We start from the raw sequence: 15415 nt of genomic DNA, 5'->3' as shown, positions 1-15415 counted from the left end.
GCGTCGCCGGTGTTGTACCGAGGCTAGGCCAATTGCTTTGCTATTATCATAACGTGTGAATAGTATGCACATGCCACCAGAACGAGGCTAGTCATGATTGCGATACGAGAAGCTTGGAAAGCGGGCTTGTTAGGGCGCGAGCATTGGCTTGGAAATATCGTCTCAGGGATCATCGTCGGCGTCGTGGCGCTGCCCTTGGCCATGGCATTTGCCATCGCCTCCGGCGTCAAGCCGGAACAAGGGATCTACACAGCCATTGTGGGTGGTTTGCTGGTTTCGCTGTTCGGCGGAAGCCGGCTGCAGATTGCGGGCCCCACAGGCGCATTCATCGTCATTCTGGCCAGCGTGACAGCCAAGTACGGCGTTGATGGCTTGCAGGTCGCGACAATGATGGCCGGGGCAATTTTATTGCTGCTCGGCATCACCAAACTTGGCGCACTCATCAAGTTCATCCCTGACCCGGTGATTGTGGGATTCACCGCCGGCATCGGGGTGATCATTTGGGTCGGGCAATGGAAAGACTTTCTGGGCTTGCCGAAAATCAGTGGCGAGCACTTCCACCAGCGGCTGTGGCACCTCATCCAGGCATTCCCCAACCTTCATGTACCCACGACACTGTTAGCCCTGCTGAGCCTGGCGCTGGTGATCCTCGCGCCTAAACTGCCGGGTTTAAAGCGTGTTCCCGGCCCGCTGATCGCGATGGTCGTGGTCACGGCGTTGCATGCCTATTTTCAGTTCGACGGCGTGGCCACGATCGGCAGTGCATTTGGGGGCATTCCTCAAGGCCTTCCCCAAATCGGCCTTCCAGCAATAACGCTGCCCCAGGTCATTGAGTTGATTGGCCCTGCGTTTGCAATCGCGATGCTTGGGGCTATCGAGTCACTGTTGTCGGCGATTGTCGCCGACGGGATGGCCGGCACCAAACATGACTCCAATCAGGAGTTGATCGGACAAGGCATTGCCAACCTGGTCACCCCTCTGTTCGGTGGCTTCGCTGCGACAGGGGCGATCGCTCGAACGGCCACCAACATCCGCAATGGCGGCAATAGCCCAATCGCGGGCATTGCCCACTCCCTCACGTTGATTTTGCTGATCTTCTTTCTGGCGCCGCTGGCTTCGGATATCCCGCTTTGCGCATTGGCGGCGATCTTGTTCGTGGTCGCTTACAACATGAGCGAACTGAAGCACTTCAAACGCATGGTCAAACGCGCGCCCAAAGCCGACGTTGCCATCCTGCTAATCACCTTCGGCCTGACCGTATTCAGTGACCTGACGATCGCCGTGAACATTGGGGTGATTCTTGCCATGCTGCAATTCATGCGTCGCATGGCGTCCTCTGTCGAGGTACAGCTAATGGTCGAAGATGAGCTGGAGGCAGAGTTGCGTACAAATGGACATGCACATCTTCCTCCCGGTGTTTTGGTCTACACCATCGAGGGGCCTCTGTTCTTTGGCGCCGCAGAAACCTTTGAACGTGTTTTGGCGCAAACGCACACCGATCCCAGAACGTTGATTATTCGCCTGAAGCGCGTGCCGTTTATGGACATCACGGGGTTGCAAACGCTGCTCGAAGTCATTGAGCAACTGCACAAGCGCGGCATTGTCGTAAAGCTGTGTGAAGCCAATGAGAAAGTGCTTGGCAAGCTCGACCGGGCCGGGATTCTTCAGGTGCTCGGTTCACAGCATTATCATGCCGACTTCAATGGCGCACTGGTCAGTCATACCCAGATCAACGAGAGTCAGGGCGAGACGTAGGAGACAGTGAATGACGCGCGATGAGCAGGCACTTGTCGTGCCCGCTCATACAGGGATGAATTACTTGGCATTGGCCGCAATTTTGCTTTTGGTCGCGTAGGACACGCCATGCGTCTCGAGGTAGTCCCGAATCAGCTGACGAACGACCTGAGAAGGTGTCAGGTCCTGAGACGCGCAAAGCTCCTCAAGGGCTTTTTTCTTGACGGGATCAATGAGCACAGTCAGTCGTGCAGTCTTGTTTTCCATGGAATTGCCTGTCGCCTAAATCGATCAATGATAATCAAATTATAATAGCAGGGCATTCATTTGTCACCGCTTAGGTTCGCCGCTGCACTGTTCGATCCGAAAGCCCGAGCACCTTCGAAAATACATGGTGGTCACGTAGCGGGGGCGATTACCAACTCCGACGGAAATCCTTTCTCCATCATCGAATGAAGCTCAAATGCGCTGGTGATCTTGAGTTTCGTGCCTTCACCAAACAGCAGCGGTAAAGGCCTGGCCGGATCGTATGCTGTTGCTTGTAGGGTTTTGCTCGCCGGAATCATGCCCTCCCTCCTCCGCCATATGGCTAAAAAAAACGCCAACAGCAAAGAAAGCCATCCGACGATGGGCAGCCAGATCACACGAACCCTAAAAAACCGCGAGGCCGAATGGGTGACAGGCTGCGCAAGGTTTTGGGCGAGTCGCATCATGAAAGGACTAGGCTGACATCCGGCTTGCCAACTCTCGCGGCAGAGAAGGTGAGCCGAGGAACCTCGCACGAGCGGCGCTCAATCTTGAGAGCGCAAAAGACCTCAAGACAATCGCCTTCATGCCTCCCACCGCCCTCCCCACAACAATCAATAAAACAACCGCGGCTCCGGCGCAGCCAGCAGGCTGACCAACTTGGTCAACGCAAACCCCAACTCCGCACGGCTAGGGCCCATCAGGGCGATGCGTACCCCACGGGTGCTGGCGCTGCGCTGGGCCAGGAACTGGCTGCCACTGACCACGATCACGCCGTTGGCGCGCGCGAGGTTGGCGAACTCGTCGCTGGTCCAGGGCTCGGGCAATTCGAGCCATACATGGAAGCTGTTGGGTTGGGTGCGAATGTCGTACGAGCCCAGTAGCTGCCGCGCCAGGCGCTGGCGCTCCGCAGCTTCCTCCTGTTGCACCCGCACCAATTGCGCCCCACGGCCACTGGTGATCAGGTTGCTGGCCAATTGAGCCATCAACGGCGACGGCATCCACACACTGCTGCGCACCATGGACGACAGCCGCGATAGGGTTTGCGGCGGCGCGTACAGGTAACCGATGCGCAGGGCCGGTAGCAAGCTCTTGGACAGGCTGGTCAGGTATACCGAGCGCTCCGGGGCATAGGCCGACAACGGCTTGTGCGCGGGGCGTGTCTCAAGAAAGCCGTAGATATCATCATCGATGATGTACAGATCAAACTCGCGGGCGATCTCGGCGATTTCCAGGCGACGCGATTCGGGCATGATCGAGTTGGTGGGGTTCTGGTGCGTGGCCACCGTCACCAGCAGCGTGGGCCGGTGCTCAATGCACGCAGCCCGCAGCGCCGCCGGCACCAGGCCGTACTCATCGACCTGCACCCCGTGCAGGCGACGACCCAGACTGTGGGCCAGGGAGATGATCCCCGGATAGCAATATTCCTCACACAGAATCATATCGCCGACGCTGGACAGGCCGCCGATGGCCACCAGCAAGCCGTGTTGGGCACCAGCCGTCAACACGATCTGTTGGGCATTGGCGTCCGGCAGGCAGCGCTGCACCCACAACGCGCCGGCCTCCTTATGCACGGAATGGCCGCCGTCGGTGACGTAATCCAGGATCGATCCCAACTCGGGCGCCTGCGCCAACTCCTCGATTGCTCCTCGCAGCCAGTCGCTCATGCCGGCGTCGCAGGGCTTGATGATCGACAGGTCTATCTGCCCGGTATCTACCTTGGAGGCAACGCCGAGTCTGGCCACCGGCGCCAAGACACCGCGGGTCGGCAGCACGAATGTGCCTCGCCCCACTTCCCCGATCACCAGGCCGCGCTTGGCCGCCTCGTCGTAGGAGCGGCCGATGGTGCCCGGCGTCACTTTCAACGCCTCAGCCAGCTCCTTGAGGGTGGGCAGGCGCTCGCCCGCGGCCAAGTGCCCGGAAGCGATGTCACGCGCCAGTGCGTCGGCGATCATCAAGTAAACCGGCTGGCCATGGCCGCTGTATTCAGGAACCCACATAGGAACGACACCAGAAACAACTGAAGCGCGAAATCCTACCATGAAATTTTTCATAAGCGTAATCGCACAACAATCGACTCAATATTAGTCGATTCAAAACATTACACCGATCAAATACATGTCATTGATTTTCTACCGAAACACAAGACTTCAGCCGTCACCGCAAGGCAACGCGACCGAATTTTGCACGGAGCATCTGCGCCATAGCGGAGGGAAAGTGCAGTTCGGCAGCAGCTTCTGCAGATTTTATTGCCAATTAAAATCAATAAAATCATTAGGTTATGATCAGTCAAGCGAAACAATGTCAATTTAGGTATCAAAAACATATTGAGTCGATTTATTTCAAGGAATTAGAATGATTACATCGACTCAATATTCTTTACCCATCCACATCAAAATATGGAACTTCACCTGAAATGGAAAGCGCAAACCTCAAGACCGCAGTCGACGCTGCCACAGCCGCGCCGACCACCTTTACGAAGTCCTTTCCTGATCGCCACATTGACTAAACAGGTACCACCATGGAATTACTCGGATCGTTCTGGGCCCAGCACTGGATACTGGCCATCATGCTGCTGGGCACAATCGCTTTTGTCGCCGGCTTCGTAGACAGCATTGCCGGAGGGGGCGGGCTGTTCCTAGTGCCTGGTTTCCTGCTGGTGGGGCTGCCGCCGCAGGTAGCGCTGGGCCAGGAAAAGCTGGTCAGCACCCTAGGCACTCTGGCCGCCATCCGCAACTTCTTCGCCAACAGCAAGATGGTGTGGAAAGTGGCGCTGGTGGGCGTGCCGTTCGCGCTGCTGGGCGCTTACATGGGCGCCCACCTGATCGTGTCGATTTCCCCGGAAACCGTGGGCAAGATCATCCTGGCGCTTATCCCTCTTGGCATCTTGATCTTTCTCACGCCCAAGGATCGGCCGGTACAAGAGCACACACTCAGCAACCGCATGCTCTTCACCGTAGTGCCCCTGACCTGCTTGGTCATCGGTTTCTACGACGGTTTTTTCGGGCCGGGCACTGGCAGCATGTTCATCATCGCCTTCCACTACCTGCTGAAGATGGACCTGGTGTCCAGCTCGGCCAACTCGAAAAGCTTCAACTTCGCCTCCAACATTGGCGCGCTGGTCGCGTTCATTGTGGCCGGCAAGGTGGTGTACCTGCTGGCCCTGCCACTAGTGGCCTGCAACATCCTGGGCAACCACATAGGCAGTGCCCTGGCCATCCGTAAAGGCAACGATGTTGTGCGCAAGGTGTTGGTGCTTTCGATGCTTTGCCTGTTCGCCAGCCTTGGCGTGAAGTACCTGGCTTGATTCAACCCTCAAGGAGAACCTGATGAAAACTGCATTTGTGACCGGCGCTTCGGCTGGCTTCGGCAAGGCCATCTGCCGCGCATTGATCGCTGACAATTACCGCGTGATCGGCGGCGCCCGCCGCGCAGATAAATTGGCGGAACTGAAGCGCGAACTGGGCGAGCACTTCATTGCCCTGCCCCTGGACGTGACAGACGCCGCCTCGCTGGACGCGGCTTGCGAATCGATTCGCGACTCGTCGCTGCACATCGACCTGCTGGTGAACAACGCCGGCCTGGCACTGGGTATCGACCGCGCCCAGAGCGCCGATGCCAAGAACTGGGAACGCATGATCGCCACGAACGTCACCGGCCTGGCCATGGTCACCCACAAGCTGCTGCCGGCCATGGTGGAAGCTAACAACGGGCTGATCATCAACATCGGCTCCATTGCCGGCACGTATCCCTACCCGGGCGGCAACGTATATGGCGCCAGCAAGGCCTTCGTTAAACAGTTCAGCCTGAACCTGCGCGCAGACCTCGCAGGCACCAGGGTACGGGTCAGCAACATCGAGCCGGGGCTGTGCTCGGGCACGGAATTTTCACTGGTACGCCTGGCCGGTGACCAGGACGCGGTGAACGCGCTGTACCGCGACGTGGAGGCAATCCGCCCTGAGGATCTGGCCAACACAGTAGTGTGGATCGCAGGCCAGCCGCCGCACGTGAACATCAACTCGGTGGAAATCATGCCGGTAGCCCAGAGTTACGCTGCGCTGAACATCGCCCGCAACCTGTAGCCCGGGCATGCAGGTGGCTGGCACCAGGGCAGGGATTTATGCCGGGCCAAGCGCTCCAAGCGTTGCTATAACGCGCCACTACCCATGAAGGAGTCTTATGGATACCGCGCGACACCGCCAATACCCTGCTCACTTTCCGATAGTCGCCCGTGAGTGCAGCCTTACCTAGGCCGTGGCCAGGTGAAACGACTGCAGTGACTTTCATGGGGCTTACCTCTGAATCGAAGGATCAGAGACGCATTCATGCTGTTCACGCTGTGCGCTTTGATCGCTCTGGCGAAATCCAAGGCAAAAAAAGCCTGCATCGCTGCAGGCTTTTCTCTATCTGGCTCCACGACCTGGACTCGAACAGAAAAATAAACATTTGTTCTACAATGAAATTATTCTGTTTTTTAGTCTATACATCCCTACGATCATCCTGATCCAGCCCGTATTTTATTGGAGTTCTTTCGATATCCCTGGATCAGGAAAAAACATTCGAGTTTCCGCTCTTTTTGAGACAACGCGAGCATCTGAGTCATCTCGCTGCCAACCGCCGCCCAATGCTTTGAACGTGGCCACTGCAGCGCGAGCCGATTCAGTTTGTGCCTGGGCTCTGCCATCAGATGCCGCTAGGAGATGCTCATCGGCATCCAGCACTTCGATCAAGCTGACCACGCCTTTTTCATAGGCGGCAAACGATGTCGCTCTGGCTTTCGCATACGCCGACTCGCCCTGGGCGAGCTGGGTCGATTGTTGCTCGCGGTTGATCCGTGCCGAAACAGCGCTTTCCACATCTTCGCAGGCCCGCAGAACGGACTGGCGGTAAGCGGCCAAGGCCTCGGCTTCCTGGCCCTTTGCCAAATCAATCTGGGCGTTGATGCGGCCAAAATCGAACAGCCGCCAGCGTAATCCCAGTGCCGCCGAAGCCTGACTGGCGCCGTTGCTGAACAGGTTCGCGCTGGATACCGATGTAGCACTGCCGAGCAGCGCAGCCACAGACAGTTTGGGGTAGTACTCGGACATGGCTTCGCCGATACGCGCACTGGATGCCGCAAGACGGCGCTCCGCGACGATCAAGTCTGGACGCCGACGCAGCAGGTCGGCAGGAGCGCCCATGTCCGAGAGGCCTGGCACCTCAGGGATGGGCGCCAGCTTAGTCAACTGCGCGCTGTAAGTGCCGGGCGCCTTGCCCAACATGACATCCAGCGCATTCATTGCCGTGTCAATGCCTGCTTGCAGTACCGGCACGGTGGCCTGCGCTTGGTTCAGCGCGCCTTGGGCCTGGTTCAACTGCAGTTCAGCCGCCAGGCCTTTTGCGTAAAGATGTTCGATGGTGGTGAGCAGTTGTTGTCGTGTGTCGACTTGCCGCCGGGCAATTTCCAGGCGTGCTTGCAGGCCACGGATGCTGATGTAAAGGTCGGCTGTTTGCGCGACCACTGCCAGGCGTGTGGCAATCGCTCCGGCTTGCGAGGCCTGATAATCGGCGAAGGCCGCTTCTTTACCTCGGCGCAGCCCGCCAAACACATCCAGCTCCCAGCCGGCATTCAAGTTCGCCTCATAAGCACTGCCGTAGCGATTATAGGAAGGGTCTGAATTCAGCACTTGGCCCAACGGCGTCTCCAATGACTGACGGGCTCGGGCCGCTTGACCGTTGACGGTAGCCGACGGCAGGAGGGCTGCGTTAGCTGCGCCCAAACCGGCGCGAGCCTGCTCGATCCTTGCGCTTGCCTGGGCTAAATCGAGGTTCTGTTCAAGTGCTCGATTTATCAGTTGACTGAGTATCGGGTCATTAAATGCATTCCACCAAGCAGCGAGATCGGCATTTGCCGCATCCACTTGTCGTGCCTTGGACGTTTGCGCCGAGAAATGCTCGGGCAATTCCACACTGGGTTTTGAGTAGTCGGGGCCCACTGCGCAACCTGCAACCATACCCAAACACAGTAAGACGGCGAAACGAAGAGGAGGATGCATGGGGTACCTGCGAAAGGGTCGATTTGTGACGATATTACAATTTGGTCACAAGTTGTCAACCACCGTTGGGATGAGTAAGCTGCTCGCATGAATCAGCCATCAGTTTCTTCGCCCAGCGCCCGTGGCCCAGCCGATCACGACATTCGAGACCAGATTGTTGCGGCGGCCAACGAACATTTCAGTCAATACGGTTATGGCAAAACAACGGTTTCTGACCTAGCCAAGGCCATCGGCTTTTCCAAGGCTTACATCTACAAATTCTTTGAATCCAAGCAGGCGATTGGTGAAGCAATCTGTACAAATTGCCTGACTGAAATCGTTACGGCAGTGGAGCAAGCCATCAATGTAGACGGCATCTCGCCGACCGAACGTTTTCGGCGCCTGGTCAAAACCTTAATCGCTACAGGTGTGAGCCTGTTCTTTAACGACCGTAAACTCTACGATATCGCAGCGTTCTCCGCGTCGGAGCGATGGCCCAGCTCACAAGTCTATGACGCTCGGATCAAGAGCTTCGTGTTGCAAATCGTGCGTGAGGGGCGAGAGCTCGGCGAGTTTGAACGCAAGACTCCGCTGGACGAGACGGTAGAGGCGATTCATCTCGCTCTGCGGCCCTTCATCAATCCTCTGCTACTGCAGTACAACCTCGATTTTGTTGAAGAAGCCCCTTCTCTCATCTCCAATCTGGTTCTGCGCAGCCTGATGCCTTAAACCTCTGCTGACGGATGCGCTGCGCATCCGTATCAGCGTGTGCGCCTGAAAAAACTAGCTATCGAGCCTCTTTGCTTTGCTCTGATCAAGTGGGCGACGTTCATTCATCTCGGCAGTGACTATTGACAGAAATGGTCACTTGAATAAGCATGGTGCATCCGCTACCGAGAGGTCTTTATGATCCAGCGCCACCGCATGTCACTCATTTTCATTGTCTTGTTGCCGTTTGCCCTAGCGGCCTGCAACGAGGCCACGCCCGCCGATCCTCGCCTTCAAGTGCCCTTGGTACGCATCGGCGTGGTTCAACCCTCCGCGCCTGCAGCACGGGTATTCACCGGTATCGTCGCGGCTCGAGTTCAGAGCGATCTCGGTTTTCGGGTGCCAGGGAAAGTCTTGGAGCGCTTGGTGGACTCTGGGCAGAGTGTCAAACGTGGGCAGCCACTCATGCGTATCGATGCCAACGACCTGACGCTGACCGCGAGGGCGCAGCAGGAAGCGGTGCTGGCCGCTATGGCTCGAGCCCGGCAGGCCTCCGATGATGAGCTTCGCTACCGTGATTTGGTGTCCGTCGGTGCGGTATCTGCCTCAGCTTACGCAGGGATCAAAGCGGCTGCCGACTCGGCGAAAGCTCAGCTAAACGCTGCCCAGGCTCAGGCTGATGTGGCGAAAAACGCGACCGGTTATTCGACGTTGGTGGCGGATGCTGACGGGGTGGTAGTGGATACCTTGGCGGAGCCGGGACAGGTAGTTGGCGCAGGACAGAGGGTGGTACGCGTTGCCCATTCAGGGCAGCGCGAGGCCGTGATCCAGTTACCCGAGACGCTACGTCCTGCGCTGGGCTCGGCGGCGACGGTTGAGCTCTACGGGCAGAACCAGCGTGCAGGCAGCGCCCGTTTACGTCAGCTGTCCGACTCTGCGGACCAACAGACCCGAACGTATGAAGCGCGTTATGTGCTGGAGGGGGCGCTCTCCAACGCCACCCTGGGTTCGACTATCTCAGTGTCTATCGCTGACACGGATGTTGCTGATGCCAAGGAATTACAGGTGCCCATAGGGGCCCTCTACGACGCGGGTAAAGGCCCGGGTGTCTGGGTGGTTGAGGGAGAACCGGAGCATGTGGTGTGGCGCCCGATCAAGGTTCGCAGCTTGAATAACGAGGCCAGTGTGCGCGTGACGGGTGATCTCCAGGTGGGTGATCGTGTCGTCGCATTGGGTGCACACCTATTGAATGAGGGAGAGAAAGTCAGGACTGAACTTGCCGGTGCCACGCAAAAAACGGTGGTTGAGGTGAGTCGATGAGCGGCTTCAATCTTTCGGCGCTGGCAGTACGCGAGCGCTCAATCACCCTGTTTTTGATCCTGCTGATTTCTGTGGGTGGGTTGTACGCCTTCTTCAAACTGGGGCGTGCGGAAGACCCCGCATTCACCATTAAACAAATGACGGTGGTCACAGCCTGGCCTGGAGCGACGGCCCAGGAGATGCAGGACCAGGTGGTAGAAAAGCTGGAAAAACGCATGCAGGAACTGCGTTGGTACGATAGGACCGAGACCTTTACCCGGCCCGGCTTGGCATTCACCACGGTTTATCTGCTCGATAGCACGCCACCCTCAGCCGTCCAGGAGGAGTTTTACCAGGCGCGCAAGAAAGTCCTGGATGAGCAGAAGGGGTTGCCGTCTGGGGTGATCGGCCCGATGGTCAATGATGAGTATTCCGATGTCACCTTCGCGCTCTATGCGCTCAAGGCCAAGGGCGAGCCGCAACGTCTGTTGGTGCGCGAAGCCGAGAGCTTGCGTCAGCGTTTGCTGCATGTAGCGGGTGTGAAGAAGGTCAACATCATCGGTGAACAGGCCGAGCGCGTTTTTGTCGAGCTGTCCTACGAGCGCCTGGCGACGCTGGGCATTTCTGCACGAGACATCTTCAGTGCGTTGAACACGCAAAACATGATAACGCCGGCCGGTTCGGTAGAAGCGAAGGGGCCCCAGGTTTTCATCCGCCTGGATGGCGCGTTTGATGACCTGCAGAAGATTCGCAATACCCCGCTGACAGTGCAGGGCAGAACCCTCAAGTTGTCCGACGTGGCTGAGGTCAAGCGCGGTTATGAGGACCCCGCGACATTCCTGGTACGCAACAACGGCGAGCCAGCACTGTTGCTCGGCGTGGTCATGCGCGATGGCTGGAACGGCCTGGATTTGGGGAAGTCGCTGGACACTGAGGCAACAGCGATCAATGAGCAGATGCCTTTGGGCATGAGCCTGACCAAGGTCACGGATCAGGCGGTGAATATTGACGCATCCGTCAACGAGTTCATGGTGAAGTTTTTTGCTGCCTTGGGCGTGGTGCTGCTGGTGTGTTTTCTCAGCATGGGCTGGCGTGTCGGCGTTGTGGTTGCCGCAGCGGTGCCGCTGACCCTGGCGGCCGTGTTCATTGTCATGGCGGCCACGGGCAAAGACTTCGATCGAATTACCCTGGGCTCGTTGATTCTGGCGCTGGGACTGCTGGTGGACGATGCCATCATTGCCATTGAAATGATGGTGGTAAAGATGGAGGAAGGCTACGACCGAATCAAGGCCTCCGCTTATGCCTGGAGCCACACGGCCGCGCCGATGTTGTCGGGGACGTTGGTGACGGCGATCGGCTTTATGCCCAACGGTTTTGCCAAGTCGACCGCTGGTGAGTACACCGCGAACATGTTCTGGATCGTTGGCATTGCGCTGATCACTTCCTGGGTGGTGGCCGTGGTGTTTACCCCTTACCTGGGCGTCAAACTGCTGCCGCAGATCAAGGTGCCTGAAGGTGGGCATACGGCGATTTACGGTACACCGAACTACCAGCGTTTCAGGCGCCTGCTGGGCAGTGTGATCCGCCGCAATGGCCTGGTGGCGACATCCGTCGTGGGCTTGTTTGTTGTTGCGATTATGGGCATGGGCGTGGTCAAGAAGCAGTTCTTTCCAACATCCGACCGACCTGAGGTGCTGGTTGAGGTGCAGATGCCTTACGGCACCTCTATCGAACAGACTGATATGGCGGCGGCCAAGGTCGAGGCGTGGTTGACTCAGCAGCCGGAAGCCAAGATCGTCACCGCTTACATTGGCCAGGGCGCGCCGCGCTTCTATTTGGCGATGGCCCCTGAGCTACCCGATCCATCCTTCGCAAAAATCGTCGTCCTGACGGCGAATCAGCAAGAGCGTGAGGCGCTCAAGATTCGGCTCAGGCAAGCCACGACCGATGGTTTGGCGCCCGAAGCCCGCGTGCGGGTGACGCAGTTGGTATTCGGTCCTTACTCACCGTATCCGGTGGCCTTTCGGGTGATGGGCGCCGACCCCGCAGTGTTGCGGGATATCGCCGCGCAGGTGCGTGAGGTCATGACCGCCAGCCCCATGATGAGGACCGTCAACACCGACTTGGGCGAGCGCGTGCCGGCACTTCATCTCACGCTGGATCAGGATCGCCTGCAAGCATTCGGCTTGACCTCGACCGATGTCGCGCAACAGCTGCAATTTCTGCTCACGGGGGTGCCTGTCACCGAGGTGCGTGAGGACATTCGTTCGGTTCAGGTGGTCGCTCGCTCCGCTGGTGAGACGCGTCTTGATCCATCGAAAATTGCCGCCTTCACGCTGACCGGCGCCCAAGGCCAGCGCGTGTCGCTGTCCCAGGTAGGAGCGGTAGATGTGCACATGGAGGAGCCCATCCTGCGGCGGCGCGATCGGACGCCGACCATCACCGTGCGCGGTGACGTGGCTGAAGGTCTTCAGCCTCCCGATGTCTCCAACGCCTTGATAACGCAGCTGCAGCCCATCATCGAAAAACTGCCGGCGGGCTACCGCATTGAGTTTGCCGGCTCGATCGAAGAGTCGGGTAAAGCGAACAAGGCATTGCTGCCGTTGTTCCCGATCATGATTGCGCTGATGTTGCTGACCATCATCATTCAGGTGCGCTCGATGTCGGCAATGATGATGGTGTTCGCCACCGCGCCTTTGGGCCTGATTGGTGTGGTGCCAATTCTGCTGTTGTTCCAGCAGCCGTTCGGGATCAACGCCTTGGTGGGATTGATTGCCTTGTCAGGGATTCTGATGCGCAACACGCTGATCCTCATTGGCCAGATCCACTCTAATAAGCAAGCCGGTCTGTCGCCTTATGACGCAGTGGTCGAAGCCACTGTGCAGCGTGCACGGCCAGTAATTCTCACGGCGTTGGCGGCGATGCTGGCGTTCATTCCGCTGACCCATTCGGTGTTCTGGGGAACGCTGGCGTACACCCTGATTGGCGGTACGTTTGCCGGCACAGTACTGACCTTGGTGTTCCTGCCAGCGATGTACACCCTCTGGTTCAAGATCAAGCCTGAGCCCGCGCATGAGCTTGCAGCGAACACTCATGTTGCTTGATACCTGCGGGCCTGGGCTGCGGCACCATCATCTGCATCGCTGTGACCGTGCGAGCCGCCGGACGCTAATCAAACTTTGGGAGAACCACCATGGCGTGGCGTAGCCTTAAAGGTTCTGGCTACCGGGGTTGCTGTCAACGACAGCGCTCTGCCCGACCTTTTCTACGCCTGGGGGAGAATTCGGCTCAAGGCTCGAATTGTTGGGCGCTCTGCGGCTGCGGATGAAATTATCCACCGATGAAAATCAGAAGCGCAGCTCGCTGGAGCGTACAAACACGTGCAGCGACAGCAAGACCGTCAGCCGGGTAAGCGCGCGGCCTTTATAGGTGTCGATCCGTTCCTGCAATTCAGGCAAGCGCGATAAGGGTTCTACCCTTGAAATGGCTGGCACCCACCGGGGTCCGACAGAACGCCAAAACGAAAAAACCCGCCAGAAGGCGGGTTTTTCGGGGTGCTCAGAGATTTTAAAAGCTTTCTCTGAAACCTTGTCTGGCTCCACGACCTGGACTCGAACCAGGGACCCAATGATTAACAGTCATTTGCTAGCTGTTAGTCGCAACGGTGCCACGGAAGAACGTGGTGGAGATATAGGGTTGCTGCATAGCGTGAGCCGCATGAGCGCAGCACGCCACGAAAGTTAGTCGGGTTGAATTGGGTTGTCAAAGCGTGGCAAAGCAATGATCTGTAGGAAAAGGAGGCGCCCGCTGTCAGTTGTCGTGCAGCCTCGAGTGCGTGTATGAACGGGTCGAGTTCCACATGGCGGACTTCAAGGCCGCAGCAGTTCGGAATAAAGAGGACTGGGGACCGAATAAAGGCGACAGTTTTATTTAAATTCCGATCAGGCCGCTGTTGGAAAGGTCGTTGCTGGAATTCGCCGACAGGTTATTGGTAGCACACGGCGCGCCGGCGTTAAGCAGATCTTCACCGGCTATCAGGTTCGGATTGTTACCGGCGATCAACCCGCCCCTCGGCGCGAGGCGATTGTCGGCCCGGGCTAGATAGAGCACCGGCACTAGGATTTGCGCGTCATCTACCTCGTTCTTCCTTTCTCCACAATTACTACTCACTTAACTTCTTAGCCAATGTAGTCTTCATTAGCTTTAACGTTCGATTCCCTTCCTTAAAACCCTCATTTAGAGCGAGTATGGCCTGCGACCTATCGAAAATATAGCCAGCTAAAAAAATTGATTCAATTGATTCAATTGCATGAATGACAACCGATTCCTCCTCAGCCTTTAGAAGCGCTAACAGAATACGCAGAGCCCGCTCATCATTCGAGTCCCCAAGGGACTCCGCGCACCGACCTCGCCACATTTCAGACTTCACTGAAAGCGCATACTCAAGTTCACCCCAACTCAAACTATCAAACTGAGAGATTTTGGAGGCTGCGATATCAATACCTACATCCGACCAATAATCTTCTGACCCTATCGAATCCAGCAAAAATTCATACTCTTTAAACATATTTCACCTATCAAAATTTCGTTGGATCCGTGCATCCTCTGCCACAAGGATAGCCAGCAGTAACGCGATCCCCCACCTTGATCACCTCAACTTTAACACCGTTAACTGTCGTTTTATGCAACGAGGCACCATCGGATCTAGTCGCGAGCGCCGGGCCATTTCCGGTAGCCCGAACAGCACTCATAGTTTGCGCATCAGTCCACGATGCGGGAAACAAGGTACTCGTTTTAATCTTCGAAACATTTCCATCAGTAAATTGCGCCACTAATTTGGCATTTCGTGTCCCTGGACTTGCCCCTACAAAACCGGACACCAACTCCCTGTTAAATTGATGCTGCCGCCAAGCGCCTGAACTCCCTCGGCGAGCGATAGTTCAAAGCGCTGTGCGGATGCTGCTCGTTGTAATGTTCGAAGGCAATTGCCAGGTTACGCAACGCCGTTTCCCGATCCGGTTTGGGCATGTGCGCCACGTAGTCACGCTTGATCGTCTTCACGAAGCTCTCCGCCATCCCGTTGCTCTGCGGGCTGCGAACTGGCGTGGTCACCGGCTGCAAGCCGATCTGTCGAGCAAACAGGCGTGTCTGTTCGGCGGTGTACGCCGAGCCGTTGTCGCTTAGCCATTGCACCGGCGTGGTGGGCAATTGATCACCGAAGCGCTTCTCCACGCTTTCCAGCATCAAGTCGCGGATATCATCGCCGCTGTACCCAGTCGGGCTTGCCACCCAGCCGATTGCTTCGCGATCACAGCAATCGAGGCGAAGGTCACGCTCAGTTTGGCGCCGTCCTCGCAGCGGAACTCAAAGCCGTCCGAGCACCAACGCGTATCGCTGGTTTTCACGGCAATACG

At 57.3% G+C, this 15415-nt stretch carries 13 protein-coding genes and 2 pseudogenes; 6 read left to right on the top strand and 9 right to left on the bottom strand.

Features of this window, described 5'->3' with window-relative positions; genetic code table 11:
* Positions 1–93 precede the first annotated feature (93 nt).
* A complete protein-coding gene (locus tag TU80_RS28745; RefSeq protein WP_026139891.1) occupies positions 94–1755 on the top strand; it encodes a SulP family inorganic anion transporter in 1662 nt (553 codons plus the stop codon).
* Positions 1756–1815: 60 nt separating this feature from the next.
* Here the strand turns inward: TU80_RS28745 and TU80_RS28740 are convergent, their stop codons facing one another.
* The 3 genes from TU80_RS28740 to TU80_RS28730 all read right to left on the bottom strand — a co-directional run bounded on the left by TU80_RS28740 (position 1816) and on the right by TU80_RS28730 (position 3980).
* Positions 1816–2001, bottom strand: a complete 186-nt coding sequence (locus TU80_RS28740) for a ribbon-helix-helix protein, CopG family (RefSeq protein ID WP_017845887.1) — start codon at positions 1999–2001, stop codon at positions 1816–1818.
* A 131-nt stretch (positions 2002–2132) separates the two neighbouring features.
* Positions 2133–2447 (bottom strand): hypothetical protein, encoded by a 315-nt coding sequence (locus tag TU80_RS28735; protein ID WP_057005948.1) that lies wholly within the window; start codon positions 2445–2447, stop codon positions 2133–2135.
* 147 nt (positions 2448–2594) lie between these two features.
* Entirely contained in the window at positions 2595–3980 is a 1386-nt protein-coding gene (locus TU80_RS28730) for an aminotransferase-like domain-containing protein (protein ID WP_046483922.1), read from the bottom strand.
* Positions 3981–4501: 521 nt separating this feature from the next.
* On the opposite strand from TU80_RS28730, the gene TU80_RS28725 reads away from it, so the two are divergent.
* Together TU80_RS28725 and TU80_RS28720 are read left to right on the top strand one after the other, a co-directional pair.
* Complete coding sequence (locus TU80_RS28725; RefSeq protein WP_017845884.1) at positions 4502–5287, top strand: sulfite exporter TauE/SafE family protein; 786 nt, start codon at positions 4502–4504, stop codon at positions 5285–5287.
* 22 nt (positions 5288–5309) lie between these two features.
* On the top strand, positions 5310–6062 hold the full coding sequence (locus tag TU80_RS28720; protein ID WP_017845883.1) for an SDR family NAD(P)-dependent oxidoreductase: 753 nt from the start codon (positions 5310–5312) through the stop codon (positions 6060–6062).
* Positions 6063–6497: 435 nt separating this feature from the next.
* Here the strand turns inward: TU80_RS28720 and TU80_RS28715 are convergent, their stop codons facing one another.
* Entirely contained in the window at positions 6498–8015 is a 1518-nt protein-coding gene (locus TU80_RS28715) for an efflux transporter outer membrane subunit (protein WP_057005947.1), read from the bottom strand.
* Between the two features lie 87 nt (positions 8016–8102).
* Here TU80_RS28715 and TU80_RS28710 point away from each other — a divergent pair, with 87 nt between their 5' ends.
* The 3 genes from TU80_RS28710 (at position 8103) to TU80_RS28700 (ending at position 13105) form a co-directional block, all read left to right on the top strand.
* Positions 8103–8723 carry a TetR/AcrR family transcriptional regulator gene (locus tag TU80_RS28710; protein ID WP_046382597.1) on the top strand — a complete coding sequence of 207 codons (621 nt, stop codon included), beginning with the start codon at positions 8103–8105 and terminating at the stop codon, positions 8721–8723.
* A gap of 177 nt (positions 8724–8900) precedes the next feature.
* Positions 8901–10022 carry an efflux RND transporter periplasmic adaptor subunit gene (locus TU80_RS28705; protein WP_057005946.1) on the top strand — a complete coding sequence of 374 codons (1122 nt, stop codon included), beginning with the start codon at positions 8901–8903 and terminating at the stop codon, positions 10020–10022.
* Positions 10019–13105, top strand: a complete 3087-nt coding sequence (locus TU80_RS28700; protein WP_057005945.1) for an efflux RND transporter permease subunit — start codon at positions 10019–10021, stop codon at positions 13103–13105. Before TU80_RS28705 ends, TU80_RS28700 begins: the two co-directional genes overlap by 4 nt.
* Positions 13106–13348: 243 nt before the next feature.
* On the opposite strand, the gene TU80_RS34100 is transcribed toward TU80_RS28700, so the two are convergent.
* From TU80_RS34100 to TU80_RS28680, 5 genes and pseudogenes are all read right to left on the bottom strand, one after another.
* The gene (locus tag TU80_RS34100; RefSeq protein ID WP_082643913.1) at positions 13349–13603 is read right to left on the bottom strand and encodes a hypothetical protein; all 255 of its coding nucleotides are present in this window, start codon (positions 13601–13603) and stop codon (positions 13349–13351) included.
* A gap of 337 nt (positions 13604–13940) precedes the next feature.
* A pseudogene (locus TU80_RS34095) lies at positions 13941–14123 on the bottom strand (hypothetical protein); the annotation flags it as partial.
* 40 nt (positions 14124–14163) lie between these two features.
* Positions 14164–14568, bottom strand: a complete 405-nt coding sequence (locus tag TU80_RS28685) for a hypothetical protein (protein ID WP_017845876.1) — start codon at positions 14566–14568, stop codon at positions 14164–14166.
* Positions 14569–14578: 10 nt separating this feature from the next.
* The gene (locus TU80_RS34090) at positions 14579–14881 is read right to left on the bottom strand and encodes an EndoU domain-containing protein (RefSeq protein ID WP_159440089.1); all 303 of its coding nucleotides are present in this window, start codon (positions 14879–14881) and stop codon (positions 14579–14581) included.
* Positions 14882–14891: 10 nt separating this feature from the next.
* Positions 14892–15415: pseudogene (locus TU80_RS28680) on the bottom strand (integrase core domain-containing protein); the annotation flags it as partial.

The sequence above is a fragment of the Pseudomonas veronii genome, assembly GCF_001439695.1.
GTDB classification, from domain to species: Bacteria; Pseudomonadota; Gammaproteobacteria; order Pseudomonadales; family Pseudomonadaceae; genus Aquipseudomonas; species Aquipseudomonas veronii.
Note: the sequence above shows the minus strand (reverse complement) of the source record. Positions and strands in the feature narration are given on the sequence as shown.

What these genes read in the sequence shown, in the direction of transcription:
- TU80_RS28745 (WP_026139891.1), top strand. Translation starts at nt 94, where the DNA reads ATGATTGCGATACGAGAAGCTTGGAAAGCGGGCTTGTTAGGGCGCGAG.
- TU80_RS28740 (WP_017845887.1), bottom strand. Translation starts at nt 2,001, where the DNA reads ATGGAAAACAAGACTGCACGACTGACTGTGCTCATTGATCCCGTCAAG.
- TU80_RS28735 (WP_057005948.1), bottom strand. Translation starts at nt 2,447, where the DNA reads ATGATGCGACTCGCCCAAAACCTTGCGCAGCCTGTCACCCATTCGGCC.
- TU80_RS28730 (WP_046483922.1), bottom strand. Translation starts at nt 3,980, where the DNA reads ATGTGGGTTCCTGAATACAGCGGCCATGGCCAGCCGGTTTACTTGATG.
- TU80_RS28725 (WP_017845884.1), top strand. Translation starts at nt 4,502, where the DNA reads ATGGAATTACTCGGATCGTTCTGGGCCCAGCACTGGATACTGGCCATC.
- TU80_RS28720 (WP_017845883.1), top strand. Translation starts at nt 5,310, where the DNA reads ATGAAAACTGCATTTGTGACCGGCGCTTCGGCTGGCTTCGGCAAGGCC.
- TU80_RS28715 (WP_057005947.1), bottom strand. Translation starts at nt 8,015, where the DNA reads ATGCATCCTCCTCTTCGTTTCGCCGTCTTACTGTGTTTGGGTATGGTT.
- TU80_RS28710 (WP_046382597.1), top strand. Translation starts at nt 8,103, where the DNA reads ATGAATCAGCCATCAGTTTCTTCGCCCAGCGCCCGTGGCCCAGCCGAT.
- TU80_RS28705 (WP_057005946.1), top strand. Translation starts at nt 8,901, where the DNA reads ATGATCCAGCGCCACCGCATGTCACTCATTTTCATTGTCTTGTTGCCG.
- TU80_RS28700 (WP_057005945.1), top strand. Translation starts at nt 10,019, where the DNA reads ATGAGCGGCTTCAATCTTTCGGCGCTGGCAGTACGCGAGCGCTCAATC.
- TU80_RS28685 (WP_017845876.1), bottom strand. Translation starts at nt 14,568, where the DNA reads ATGTTTAAAGAGTATGAATTTTTGCTGGATTCGATAGGGTCAGAAGAT.